Source organism: Pantoea sp. AS-PWVM4 (genome assembly GCF_000468095.1).
In the GTDB taxonomy this organism is placed as follows: domain Bacteria; phylum Pseudomonadota; class Gammaproteobacteria; order Enterobacterales; family Enterobacteriaceae; genus Pantoea; species Pantoea phytobeneficialis.
Genome location: NZ_ASZC01000011.1, coordinates 101,733 through 115,304 on the forward strand (window position 1 = coordinate 101,733; position 13,572 = coordinate 115,304).

Below are 13,572 nucleotides of genomic sequence, written 5' to 3' on the forward strand. Positions count from 1 at the left end.
TTATGCCCGGTAAAACATCCCCTTTGCTGGAGGTGAATCAACTCAATACCCTGATTCATACTTCTCGCGGTAGTCTGCGGGCCATTCAGGAGGTGAGCTTTAACCTTCTGCCGGGGGAAATTCTTGGGTTAGTGGGTGAATCCGGTTCCGGCAAAAGCGTTACGCTGCGCTCGCTGCTGCGTCTGATGCCGAGCAGCGCGGAGGTTTCCGGCTCCGTCAAATGGCAGGGACGTGAAATCTCAACCATGAAAGCTGCCGAGCTGCGCAACATTCGTGGGGGGGAAATTGCCATGATTTTCCAGGAACCGATGATTGCGTTGAACCCGGTGCTCACCGTCTGGCGGCAGATTGAGGAAAGCCTGCGCGCGCACACCGATTTAAAGCGCAGGCAGCGGCGTCAGCGGGCCATTGAGCTTTTAACGCAGGTTGGGATCCCTGCCCCGGAACTCCGGCTTGACGATTATCCACACCAGTTTTCCGGTGGGATGCGCCAGCGCGTGATGATCGCCATCGCGCTGGCAGGGAATCCACGTCTGCTGCTGGCCGATGAACCGACCACCGCGCTGGATGTCACCATTCAGGAGCAGATCCTCAAACTGTTATTTAACCTGCGCGATCAGCTCGATATGGGGATTATTTTTGTCACCCACGACCTTGGCGTAGTCGCCCAGTTATGCGATCGCGTGGCGGTGATGTATGCGGGACGGATCGTCGAAACCGCTCCGGTAGAGGAGATCTTCCGTCAGCCCCGCCATCCATATACTCAGGGGTTGATCGCCTCCGTGCCGCAAAATGGTGGTGAACGCCAACCGCTGCTGTCGATTGAGGGCACGCCCCCTTCCCTGCTTGATCTGCCAGCGGGATGCAGCTTCAGCCCACGTTGTCGTTATAAAACTGACGTTTGTCTCAGGCAACTGCCTGCGTCTGAGGTGATAAATCCACATCATCAGGTTGCCTGTCATCATCACGCGAACCTGAGGTTGCCGGAAGGGGTTGGAAATGAGTGAAATGATCGCGCAGCGAGCGCTACCGATTGTCTGCGTCGAGGAAGCGATTGTGCACTTTCCGGTGGCACAGTCGATCTTCGAAAAAATTCAGGGCAAGCCACGTAAGTTTGTCCAGGCACTAAACGGTGTCCGGCTGGATCTGCTGCCGGGAGAAACGCTCGGCGTGGTGGGTGAGTCGGGCTGCGGCAAGTCAACGCTGGCAAGAACAATGGTCGGACTGCTGCAAACCAATGAAGGTAAAATCTACTTCAATGGTAAAGACATCGCCACGCTGCGCGGCAAAGCGCGGCGTAGTTTTAACCGTCAGGTGCAGATGATTTTTCAGGATCCCTACAGTTCGCTGAACCCGCGCATGACTGTCGGACAGGTACTGACCGAGGCGCTGTCGGTACACAACATGTGTCCCAAAGAGCAGATTCCCGCCCGCATTCGTGAATTGATGACGCTGGTTCGTCTTCCGCTCGACGCTATCGACAAACTGCCACATGAATTTTCCGGTGGGCAACGTCAACGCATTGGTATCAGCCGCGCGCTGGCTGTGGAGCCGCAGGTGTTGATCGCCGATGAGCTGGTGTCGGCGCTGGATGTTTCGGTGCAGGCGCAGGTGGTTAACCTGCTGCTGGATTTGCAGCAAAAACTCAATCTGACGGTGTTATTCGTCGCCCATGATCTGCGGCTGGTCAGGCATATTTCTCACCGGGTGGCGGTGATGTATCTCGGTGAGGTGGTGGAAGTCGCCGATACGGAAACGCTTTTCAATACGCCGTTGCATCCTTACACCCAAGCCCTGCTGCGTGCCGCACCGAGCATGGACCCCCGCGATCGCGGTAAAAACGTTAGCCTGATGGGTGAACTACCCAGCCCACTTTCCCCACCATCTGGCTGTCGCTTTCATACCCGCTGTCCTTATGTTACCGAACGCTGTCGCATAGAACGCCCCGTGCTGGCGACCAAAGCGGAGGGGCAGCGGGTGGCCTGCCATTTGGCACCGGTTGAATCCGGGGCATAAGAAAGTTCACAGTCGATGGAAGCCAGCGTAGTTGTATTCATTTGTAGCGGCGAGATTTATCGCGCTGTCTTCTGTGATGTAAACCTGCGCGATACATCGCGCCGCGACCACTGATGTCATTCACAAGGCATAAAAAAAGGATGGCTTAACGCCATCCTTTCTATCGCTTCGAACTCAGGCCTTATCAGGCATAAACCGGCAGACGTGCGCAGATATCCAGCACTTTCTGTTTGGTACGTTCGATGGTGGCTTCGTCGTTGATGTTGTCCAGCACGTCAGCAATCCAGCCAGCCAGTTCACGCACTTCCGCTTCTTTAAAGCCACGACGGGTTACCGCCGGGGTACCGATACGGATACCAGAGGTCACAAACGGGCTTTTCGGATCGTTCGGCACGCTGTTTTTGTTGACGGTGATGTTGGCACGGCCAAGCGCGGCATCCGCTTCTTTACCGGTCAGGTTTTTGCTCACCAGGTCAATCAGGAACAGGTGGTTGTAGGTGCCACCAGAAACGATGTTGTAACCGCGCTCCAGCAGCACTTCCACCATCGCTTTGGCGTTTTTGGCTACTTGCTGCTGGTAAGTTTTGAACTCAGGCTCCATCGCTTCTTTGAACGCAACCGCTTTACCGGCGATAACGTGCATCAGCGGGCCACCCTGACCACCCGGGAACACCGCGGAGTTCAGTTTTTTGTACAGCTCTTCGTCACCGTTTTTCGCCAGGATCAGGCCGCCACGCGGACCCGCCAGGGTTTTATGGGTGGTTGAGGTTACGATGTGTGCATGCGGAACCGGGTTCGGATAGACGTCAGCAGCGATCAGACCAGCAACGTGTGCCATGTCCACGAACAGCCAGGCGTCCACGCTGTCAGCGATTTCACGCATTTTTGCCCAGTCAACCACGCCAGAGTATGCCGAGAAACCGCCAACGATCATTTTCGGCTTATGGGTTTTCGCCAGTTCAGCCAGTTCGTTGTAGTCGATTTTACCGGTTTCATCGATGCCATATGGCACCACGTTATACAGTTTACCGGACAGGTTAACCGGAGAACCGTGAGTCAGGTGACCACCGTGCGCCAGGTTCATACCCAGAATGGTATCGCCCGGTTGCAGCAACGCGGTGTACACCGCAAAGTTAGCCTGAGAACCGGAGTGCGGCTGTACGTTAGCGTAATCTGCGCCAAACAGCGCTTTGGCGCGATCGATCGCCAGCTGTTCAACGATATCTACGTATTCACATCCGCCGTAGTAGCGTTTGCCCGGATACCCTTCCGCGTATTTATTGGTGAGCTGTGAACCTTGCGCCTGCATAACGCGTGGGCTGGTGTAGTTTTCAGAAGCAATCAGTTCAATGTGCTCTTCCTGACGCACTTTCTCTTGCTCCATCGCCTGCCACAACTCGGCATCATAATCGGCAATGTTCATATCACGCTTTAACATCCGCATCTCCTGACTCAGCTAACTTTTTTAACGGCAGTTTAAGCCCCGCTAAGGGGCGAAGGCCAACAGTGTAAACCGTTTTGGCAGGTGACGGTAGCCGCAATCCTTTCTTTTTACGCAAACGATTGGCAAGGCGCTGGAACGGGTTTTTTACGCATTTTTGCAACCCTGTGAATCACGATATTTCCTCAGCATGAAGCGGAAAAAATTTCAGGTTTGCGAGGCGGATTCCAGAGCAGGCGAAAGATCCCGCAACGATCAGGGGGATTTACAACCCCTGCGCTCGGATTATAAGATGCATTTAAAATACATCTTTTAAATTGCCATGAGGATTCACCATGCTCGACGCGCAAACCATCGCTACCGTTAAATCGACCCTGCCCGCCATTGCCCAATTAGGCCCCCAGCTCACCGGCCATTTCTATCAGCGAATGCTGACGCAGCACCCGGAACTCAAAGACGTGTTCAACATGAACAACCAGCGCAGCGGTAATCAGCGTGAAGCGCTGTTCAATGCCATCTGCGCTTACGGCGCCAATCTGGAGAACCTTGCGGTGTTATTGCCCGCGGTCGAAAAAATCGCCCAGAAGCACGTCAGCCTGAATATTCAGCCGGAGCAGTACGCTATCGTGGGTGAGAATCTGCTGGCGACCATTCAGGAACTGCTGAACCCCGGCGAGGAAGTCTTACAGGCCTGGGGTAAAGCCTATGGGGTATTGGCTGAGGTGTTTATCCAGCGTGAAGAAACCCTTTATCGCACGTCAGAGGCGAAAATCGGCGGCTGGCGTGGCGCGCGTGATTTCCGCATCCGCGCCATTCAGCAGCAAAGCAGCGTGATTAAAAGTTTCGAGCTGGCACCCGTCGATGGCGAGGCAGTGGCAGATTTCTTGCCTGGTCAGTATCTGGCGATCAGTCTGCGCCCGGACAGCACAGGAAATCTGCAACACCGCCAGTACTCCTTGACACATCAACCCAATGGTCAGTGCTACCGCATTGCGGTGAAACGTGAAGATCTGGGCACGGTGTCCGGCTGGCTGCACGATCGGGCAAAAGTCGGTGATGTGGTGCAATGCACGGCACCGGCGGGAGATTTCTTCCTGCAAGTGACACCGACCACACCCGTCACGCTGATCTCAGCAGGTGTCGGTCAAACGCCAATGCTGGCAATGCTCGCCACGCTGGCTGCACAGACGCATCCGGCGGCAGTTAACTGGCTGCATGCGGCGGAAGATGGCAAACAACATGCGTTTGATGAAGAAGTCAAAGCGTTGGGCAGCCGCCTGCCGCATTTTGCCAGCCATATCTGGTATCGCCAGCCCGCTGCCGAAGAGACGGGGCGTTACGATGCGGCGGGATTGATGGATTTAGGCTCCGCTTCTGCCGCACTGGGCGAGGCAGACCGTCAGTTCTGGCTATGTGGCCCGCTGGCGTTTATGCAATTTGTCGCTCGCCAGTTGCTGGATGCCGGCATCGATGCGGAACGTATTCATTACGAGGTATTTGGTCCGCATAAGGTGTTGTAAATCCTGTAATAAAAAAGCCCGCAACGCGAAACGTTGCGGGCTTTTCAGCAATTCGAGGGGCTTAGATCGCCTCTTCGTCTTCTTCGCCGGTACGGATACGCACCACACGCGCAACATCGAAGACAAAGATTTTACCGTCGCCGATCTTGCCGGTCTGCGCGGTTTTCATGATGGTTTCAACGCAGGTATCAACGATATCGTCGCCCACCACCATTTCGATTTTTACTTTCGGCAGAAAGTCGACCATATACTCAGCACCGCGATACAGCTCGGTGTGACCTTTCTGACGACCAAAACCTTTCACTTCGCTGACCGTCATCCCGGTGATGCCAACTTCGGCTAACGCCTCACGTACATCATCGAGTTTGAATGGTTTGATAATTGCATCGATCTTTTTCATGACAGATCCTTTTTTCACTCCCTCCGTGGCCGGACGGGTAACAGATAGTATAAGTGTTTCTGCCGCAGCCGCAGCAAGCTACTCTTTAAAATCGCTGGCGTCCAGTTCATGGCGCGACAGCAGCTTATAGAATTCAGTGCGGTTGCGTCCAGCCAGACGCGCCGCATTAGTCACATTTCCTTTGGTCATTTGTAGCAGCTTGCGCAGATAATTCAGCTCAAACTGGTTACGCGCTTCGACAAAGGTCGGCAGTGCCGTATTTTCACCCGCCAGCGCCTGCTCCACCAGCGCATCGCCAATCACCGGCGAGGTACTCAACGCCACGCATTGCTCGATCACGTTCACCAACTGACGCACATTGCCCGGCCAGCTGGCACCCACCAGGCGTTTCATGGCATCCACCGAGAAACTGCGCACAAAAGGTTTATGGCGATCGGCAGCCTGGCGCAGCAGATGATTCGCCAGCAGCGGAATATCCTCGGCGCGTTCGTGCAACGCCGGGATCTTCAGATTCACCACGTTGAGGCGATAGTAAAGATCTTCGCGGAAACTCTTCTTCTCCATCGCTTTGGGCAGATCACGATGGGTGGCGGAAATGATCCGCACATTGATACTGACATCATTGTTGCTACCGAGCGGGCGCACTTTACGTTCCTGCAACACGCGCAGCAGCTTAACCTGCAATGCCTGCGGCATATCACCAATTTCATCAAGGAACAGCGTACCGCCTTCCGCCGCCTGAAATAACCCTTCACGCGCGCTCACCGCCCCGGTAAATGCGCCTTTGGCGTGGCCGAATAGCTCCGATTCCAGCAATTGTTCCGGCAATGCCCCACAGTTGATGGCGATAAAGGGTTTGCTGGCACGCGGGCTGGCGGCATGAATCGCCTGCGCCAGCACCTCTTTACCCGTACCGCTCTGGCCGTTGATCAAAATGCTGACGTCAGATTGCGCCACCATATGTGCCTGTTCCAGCAGTCGCAACATCAACGGGTTACGTGTCACGATCGCTTCCCGCCAACTGTCATCGCTGGCCGGGGCGCGTTGTGCCAGCGCCTCATCAATGGCTTTATACAGCGCGTCACGATCCACCGGTTTGGTGAGGAAACTGAATACCCCCTGCTGGGTGGCTGAGACGGCTTCCGGGATCGATCCATGCGCGGTCAGGATGATGACGGGCAATCCCGCATGACGCTTCTGAATTTCGCCAAACAGCGCCAGGCCATCCATCTCATCCATCCGCAGATCGCTAATTACCAGATCGACCTTCTCTTTTTGCAGATGGCGTAACGCCTCCGGGCCGGAGGCCGCAGTCGCTACCTGATAGCCTTCACTACTCAAACGCATTCCCAACAGCTTGAGTAAACCAGGATCGTCATCCACCAGCAATAATCGTGCGGCCTGTTTCATCAGGGCTGCTCCTCATTGGTGCTGCTGCTGTGTGCACTGTCGCTGCTGTCGGGTGCCTTACGCGAGGACAACTGGCGCTCGATATCAGTCAGACGCTCCAGCTTGTGTTGCGTGTCATCCAGCGATTTACGCAGCGTGCGTTGCTGCTGACGCAGGCTATCCAGTTCAGCGTCGCTGCTCTGTTGCAGGCGCGTATAGCGGCCTCGCGCCTCGCTCAGTTCAAGCTGCGCGGCCTGATTGCTGCGCCACAATTGAATCAGTGGACGAACGGCAGCAGGAAATGCGGTGCTATAGCTATCCAGCGTCTCCACATAATCACGGCGCTCCTGTGGCGTCACGTTGCCATTCGCCAGCAATACGCCCTGCTTAAAGGCGCGTGACCAACTTTGCACCGGCCAGCGGCGCGCCTCCGCTCGGGCTTCCGCCGGGGAGAGCCGCTCAGCACAATCAATCGCCCGTTGCCAATACAAAGGGTTATTCATCGCGGCGGGATAATCGATTTGCCAGATGTTGCCACAATCGGTTGCCAGATAGTCCGGCAGCCGCACCTGCGGCTCCGGCAGCGTTGCATCTTCACGCAGGGCGCTGTTGTTGGCCGGTGCATGGCAGCCCGCCAGGCCAAAGACCATCAGGCCAGCTGCGAGTAAGTTACTGAGGGATAATTTCATTGATCAGGCATTCCCGGCGGTGGTAGTCAAAATAATACGAAAACAGACATCCGCATCCTTGCGCGTCACCAATTGCAAATCACCCTGCATCCTGCGCAGGCAATCTTTAGCAATGCTTAAGCCCAGCCCGCTGCCTTTAACCGGCCCTTTGCGCTGCTGGCTGCCCTGATAAAAAGGCTCAAAAATCATCGCCTGCTCCTCAGCCGGAATGGGTGTGCCGGTGTTTGCCACCTCAATCCACACCTCATCGCCCTTCTGTTGGCTGTGCAGCCAGATGTTACCGGATTCGCTACCGTAGTTCACGGCGTTCGAATACAGGTTATCGATCACCCGTTGCAACAGGGTGGTTTCCGCCAGGCAATGGTTCACCTGCAAATCAACGTGGGTATTCATCTGCCGGGCATGGGCGGGCAATGAATGTGCCTTCACCACGGTATCGATGATGCTATCCAGCGCCACCGTTTCCAGCGCCATTGGGCCATCTGCCAGTTTGCGGTTGTAGTCCAGCAATTGCTCAATCAGGCGTTGCAGATGACGACTGCTGGTATCGAGGATCGCCACCACTTCCTGCTGCTCACTGTTCAATGGACCGGCCACCTGATCGGCCAGCAGCTCCGTACCCTCACGCAGGCTGGCAAGCGGTGTTTTCAGCTCATGTGACAGGTGGCGTAGAAACTCATGCCGCTGCGTCTCCAGCCAGCTAAGGCGTTCGCTTAACCATACGATCCGTTGGCCGAGGGAGCGGATTTCTCGCGGACCACCAAAGCTGACACTGTCGCCCAGCGCTTTCCCTTCGCCCAGTCGGTTGATCATACGTTCGACGCGCTTGACCGGACCAATAATCATCCCGGTAAACAGCAGCACCAATGCCAGACTGATCAGGAACAATATCAGTGCCTGCCAGCCAAAAAACTGACCGCGATCGGCAATTTCACGCTGCAATTGCAGACCACGGGAAAAGACCACTTCGCGTGTGGCCTGGACCATCTGCGCATTGGTATCGGAGAAACGTTCCAGCGCCGCCGCAGCGGGGGCTGCCGGATTGCCATTGGTGCATTGCAGCGTTTCGAGCTGTGGCAGCGTTGCGGATAAGACTTTGAACGCGGGTAACTCCGGCAGGCTGGCCGCGTGGCTACTGAGCATCTGGTCGTAGCGCACCCGTTGCGACTGGTACAAATGGGCCAGGGTCTCGTCACCCAGCACACAATATTGCCGATAGCTGCGTTCGAGTTCGATGGCCGTACGTGCCATCGCTTCGCTTCGGCGCACATCGGTAAAGGTGTTGCGATTGGTATCCGCCGCCTGATTACTCAGCGCCGAAAGGCTTTCCCATGCCTGCCAGGCCAGCACCAACAAGGGCAGCAGCACCAGCAGGAACGCCATCAACACCAGTTGACGCAACGATCGGGGAAACAGACGCCATCTCTTCACAACAGATTTCCTTAAAATTTGACTGAGGAATGCTAGCGGAGTCTGACAGCGGAAGAAAGTACAGATAAGAAAACGGCAGGCGCGATGCCTGCCGTTAAGCGCGATGCCGAATGCCTCGCGCAGGAATAAGGTGGTGCCTAACTCAACGTTACGTCCGATGCTTGATAACGTTGCAAAGCAAGCGATTATCGGTTGGGTGGACGGCAGGCACCGTTTGGTGCGTCATTCAGTTTTTATGAGCTCAACCGCAATGCGGGGCAATCATAAGCAGGAGAATGAGCAACGCAAAGATTATAGCAAGTATCGTGCCAAAAATAAAATAGTGTTTATTATCAGACAAATGCCCGAGTGAATGTCCGACTGGCGGGAAATTTTTACCGTCCGGTCCGGTAAAGTGTCGCTAATTAGCAACGGGTTTCAGGGGTAAAAATTACCACTAATAATATCAATGAGTTAGATGTCACCTTTTGGCGACATGATAACCGTAGCGGTGTCGCCATTTTCCGACATTCAATAAAAAGGGCGCCCTGATGGACGCCCCTGATACACGATAAATCGCGCTGCTACAAGCGGTGCGGTTAACCCAACTGCTTACGTGCGTTGCGGAAAATACGCATCCACGGGCTGTCCTCGCCCCACTCTGCCGGGTGCCAGGAGTTGCTGACGGTACGGAATACGCGCTCCGGGTGCGGCATCATAATGGTGACGCGACCGCTTTCGTTGGTCACGGCGGTGATACCGTTCGGCGAGCCATTCGGGTTGGCCGGATAGGTTTCCGTCACCTTACCGAAGTTGTCGACGAAGCGCAGCGCCACCAGACCTTTGCTTTCCAGCGCTGCCAGATGGGCACCATCACGCACTTCAACAAAACCTTCACCGTGCGACACGGCGATCGGCATACGCGAACCGGCCATACCGTCCAGCAGCAGCGACGGGCTGGCAGCAACTTCCACCAGGCTGAAGCGCGCTTCAAAACGTTCTGACTGGTTACGTACAAAGCGTGGCCACAGTTCGCTGCCCGGCACCAGCTCGCGCAGGTTGGACATCATCTGGCAACCGTTACACACCCCCAGCGCCAGCGTCTGTGGACGATGGAAGAAGTTTTCAAACTCATCGCGCACGCGGCTGTTGAACAGAATCGATTTCGCCCAGCCTTCACCGGCACCCAGCACGTCACCGTAGGAGAAGCCGCCACAAGCCACCAGCGCGTGAAACTCTTCCAGACCGCGACGGCCCGCCAGCAGATCGCTCATATGGACGTCAACGGCGGTGAAACCAGCACGATGGAACGCGGCTGCCATTTCAACGTGCGAGTTCACACCCTGCTCACGCAGCACGGCGACGCGTGGGCGTGCACCGGTGGCGATCATCGGTGCTGCCACATCTTCTTCTGGTTTGAAGGTCAGATGGACGTTCAGGCCCGGATCGTTGTCGTTTTTCTTCGCGTCGTGTTCCTGATCGGCACAGGCCGGGTTATCACGCAGGCGTTGCATCTGCCAGGTGGTTTCTGCCCACCAGGTACGCAGCGTGGTACGGCTTTCGCTGTACACCGCCTGCTCACCAGAACGGATAACAAAGCGATCGCCCGGCAGCGCCTGACCAATCACATGTACGTTGGTCGCCAGACCGTGGTCAGCGAAGGTCTTCAGCACTGCATCGCGATCGGCTGCGTTGATCTGAACCACCGCACCCAACTCTTCGGTAAACAGCGCGGCCAGCGCATCGCTGCCCAGTGCGGCGATATCTGCCTCAACACCGCAGTGGCCGGTAAACGCCATCTCAGCCAGCGTCACCAGCAGACCGCCGTCGGAACGGTCATGGTAGGCCAGCAGTTTCTGCTGTGCCACCAGCGCCTGAATGGCGTTGAAGAAGCCAGCCAGTTGCTGTGCATCGCGCACGTCGGCCGGTTTGTCGCCCAGTTGACGATAAACCTGTGACAGCGCAGTCGCGCCCAGGGTGTTGGCACCGTTGCCGAGGTCCACCAGCAGCAGCAGGTTGTCTTTGTCCGCCTGTAGCTGCGGGGTGACGGTACGACGCACGTCTTCAACGCGGGCAAACGCGGTGATCACCAGCGACAGCGGTGAAGTCATTTCGCGTTGTTCATTGCCTTGCTGCCAGCGGGTTTTCATCGACATGGAGTCTTTACCCACCGGGATGGTGATACCCAGCGCCGGGCAAAGTTCTTCACCCACCGCTTTCACCGCTTCATACAGACCAGCATCTTCACCCGGATGACCAGCAGCCGACATCCAGTTCGCAGAGAGCTTAACGCGCTTCAGCGAACCGATTGCCGTGGCCGCCAGGTTAGTCAGCGCTTCACCCACCGCCAGACGGCCCGAAGCTGCGAAGTCGAGCAACGCCACTGGCGCGCGTTCGCCCAGGGCGAAAGCTTCACCGTAGTAACTGTCGAGGCTGGCCGTCGTCACTGCACAGTTAGCAACCGGGATCTGCCACGGACCAACCATCTGGTCACGCGCCACCATACCGGTCACGGTACGGTCGCCAATGGTGACAAGGAAGGTTTTCTCGGCCACGGTCGGCAGGTGCAGCACGCGGTTTACCGCATCGGCAATGGTAATGCCGTCACGCTGCAACGCTTCGCCTTGCGCCTGCTGACGGACTACGTCACGCGTCATCTTCGGCGTTTTACCCAGCAGCACGTCGAGCGGCATGTCGATCGGTTTGTTATCGAAATGGCTGTCGGCGAGGCTCAGATGCTGTTCTTCAGTGGCTTCACCGATCACCGCGTAAGGGGCGCGCTCGCGTTTGCACAGTTCATCAAACAGCGGCAATTTGTCCGGTGCAACCGCCAGCACATAACGCTCCTGCGATTCGTTACACCACACTTCCAGCGGGCTCATACCTGGCTCATCGCTCAGCACATCACGCAGATTGAAGCGTCCACCACGGCCACCATCGCTCACCAGCTCCGGCATGGCGTTAGACAGACCGCCCGCGCCAACGTCGTGGATAAACAGAATCGGGTTAGCTTCACCCAACTGCCAGCAGCGGTCGATCACTTCCTGGCAGCGACGTTCCATTTCCGGGTTGTCACGCTGAACGGAAGCGAAGTCGAGGTCGGCATCAGACTGGCCAGAAGCCATCGACGATGCCGCACCACCACCCAGACCGATGTTCATCGCCGGGCCACCCAGTACAATCAGTTTGGCACCAACAACGATCTCGCCTTTCTGGACATGGTCGGCACGGATATTACCAATGCCGCCTGCCAGCATGATGGGCTTGTGGTAACCACGCAACTCTTCGCCGTTGTGGCTGTTAACGCGTTCTTCATACGTACGGAAGTAGCCGTTCAGAGCCGGACGACCGAATTCGTTGTTAAATGCTGCGCCACCCAACGGGCCTTCGGTCATGATATCCAGCGCGGTGACAATACGGTCTGGTTTACCGAAATCTTCTTCCCACGGCTGTTCAAAGCCCGGAATACGCAGGTTGGAAACGGAGAAGCCCACCAGGCCCGCTTTTGGCTTCGCGCCACGACCGGTTGCACCTTCGTCACGGATTTCGCCACCGGAACCGGTCGCGGCACCCGGCCACGGCGAAATCGCCGTCGGGTGGTTATGGGTTTCTACTTTCATCAGGATATGGGCTTCTTCCTGATGGAAGTTGTATTCACCTTTTTCAGCATCGGCGTAGTAGCGGCCGACTTCAGAACCTTCCATCACCGCTGCGTTGTCTTTATAAGCAGACAGCACATGATCCGGGGTTTGTTCGAAGGTGTTTTTGATCATTTTAAACAGCGACTTCGGCTGTTTTTCACCGTCGATAATCCAGTCGGCGTTGAAAATTTTGTGACGGCAATGCTCTGAGTTCGCCTGCGCGAACATATAGAGTTCAATGTCGTTCGGGTTGCGGCCCAGTTTAGTGAAGGCATCCAGCAGATAGTCGATTTCGTCATCGGCCAGTGCCAGCCCCAGCGTCGTGTTGGCCTGCTCCAGCGCCTGACGACCACCACCCAGCACATCCACGCTTTTCAGCGGTTGCGGTTCATGGTGCACAAACAGCTGCTGCGCATCGTTGAGATCGCCATACACCGTCTCCATCATGCGGTCATGCAGCAGGCTGGCGAGAGTTTGCCACTGCGCTTCGGTCAGTTCAGGTGCCTGTACGTAGAACGCCATACCGCGCTCCAGACGGAGCACCTGCGGCAGATCGCAGTTGTGAGCGATATCGGTCGCTTTGGAAGACCAGGGTGAAATGGTGCCTGGACGCGGCGTCACCAGCAACAGACGCCCTTGTGGCGCATGCTCGGCGAGAGACGGACCGTATTTCAGCAGACGTTGCAGGCGGGCTTTTTCATCCGCACTCAGCGGCGCGCTGACATCGGCAAAATGGACGTACTCGGCGTAAATATCACTCACCGGCAGATGAGCGTCCTGAAAGCGGGTCAGCAGTTTGTTTACACGAAATGCCGACAGGGCGGGCGAACCACGCAGAATTTCCATCATTAAAGATCTCTCGTCTTCGAAGCGCCGGGCGACGCTTCATTGGGCGCAACAGGGAAAACGGGGCGTATTATAGAGAAACGGCACCGGTTACGAAACCGTTTGCGCAGAATTTATGAGTCTTAGTATTTGCCTGAAAATTGCGCAAATCTTGCTATATAAGTTGCTCCGACTCACTTTGTTGCGCAAAATGCCCTTCGCTCTGGGAGTTCAAAGAAGA

The 13,572-nt window shown here is 56.2% G+C and carries 10 protein-coding genes; 4 read left to right on the top strand and 6 right to left on the bottom strand.

Going from position 1 to position 13,572, the window contains the following annotated elements; translation table 11 throughout:
- Positions 1–2 precede the first annotated feature (2 nt).
- Positions 3–1,007 carry an ABC transporter ATP-binding protein gene (locus tag L579_RS11265; RefSeq protein WP_021184367.1) on the top strand — a complete coding sequence of 335 codons (1,005 nt, stop codon included), beginning with the start codon at positions 3–5 and terminating at the stop codon, positions 1,005–1,007.
- Entirely contained in the window at positions 1,000–2,016 is a 1,017-nt protein-coding gene (locus L579_RS11270; protein WP_036626459.1) for an ABC transporter ATP-binding protein, read from the top strand. The genes L579_RS11265 and L579_RS11270 overlap by 8 nt, the downstream gene beginning before the upstream one ends.
- A 184-nt stretch (positions 2,017–2,200) precedes the next feature.
- Here L579_RS11270 and glyA read toward each other — a convergent pair whose 3' ends face one another.
- Positions 2,201–3,454 carry a serine hydroxymethyltransferase gene (gene glyA / locus L579_RS11275; protein ID WP_013510106.1) on the bottom strand — a complete coding sequence of 418 codons (1,254 nt, stop codon included), beginning with the start codon at positions 3,452–3,454 and terminating at the stop codon, positions 2,201–2,203.
- Positions 3,455–3,792: 338 nt separating this feature from the next.
- Here glyA and hmpA point away from each other — a divergent pair, with 338 nt between their 5' ends.
- The gene (gene hmpA, locus L579_RS11280; protein ID WP_021184369.1) at positions 3,793–4,977 is read left to right on the top strand and encodes an NO-inducible flavohemoprotein; all 1,185 of its coding nucleotides are present in this window, start codon (positions 3,793–3,795) and stop codon (positions 4,975–4,977) included.
- A 61-nt stretch (positions 4,978–5,038) separates the two neighbouring features.
- Here hmpA and glnB read toward each other — a convergent pair whose 3' ends face one another.
- The 4 genes from glnB to L579_RS11300 form a co-directional block, all read right to left on the bottom strand.
- Positions 5,039–5,377, bottom strand: a complete 339-nt coding sequence (gene glnB / locus L579_RS11285) for a nitrogen regulatory protein P-II (RefSeq protein WP_007886217.1) — start codon at positions 5,375–5,377, stop codon at positions 5,039–5,041.
- Between the two features lie 78 nt (positions 5,378–5,455).
- Entirely contained in the window at positions 5,456–6,787 is a 1,332-nt protein-coding gene (gene glrR / locus L579_RS11290) for a two-component system response regulator GlrR (protein ID WP_021184370.1), read from the bottom strand.
- Positions 6,787–7,455 (bottom strand): two-component system QseEF-associated lipoprotein QseG, encoded by a 669-nt coding sequence (gene qseG / locus L579_RS11295; protein ID WP_021184371.1) that lies wholly within the window; start codon positions 7,453–7,455, stop codon positions 6,787–6,789. Before qseG ends, glrR begins: the two co-directional genes overlap by 1 nt.
- Positions 7,456–7,458: 3 nt before the next feature.
- Entirely contained in the window at positions 7,459–8,886 is a 1,428-nt protein-coding gene (locus L579_RS11300) for a sensor histidine kinase (protein WP_021184372.1), read from the bottom strand.
- Positions 8,887–9,019: 133 nt separating this feature from the next.
- On the opposite strand from L579_RS11300, the gene L579_RS11305 reads away from it, so the two are divergent.
- Positions 9,020–9,238 carry a hypothetical protein gene (locus L579_RS11305; RefSeq protein ID WP_152521885.1) on the top strand — a complete coding sequence of 73 codons (219 nt, stop codon included), beginning with the start codon at positions 9,020–9,022 and terminating at the stop codon, positions 9,236–9,238.
- 226 nt (positions 9,239–9,464) lie between these two features.
- On the opposite strand, the gene purL is transcribed toward L579_RS11305, so the two are convergent.
- Positions 9,465–13,355, bottom strand: coding sequence for a phosphoribosylformylglycinamidine synthase (gene purL / locus L579_RS11310; protein ID WP_021184373.1), 3,891 nt, complete (start codon positions 13,353–13,355; stop codon positions 9,465–9,467).
- Positions 13,356–13,572: the final 217 nt, after the last annotated feature.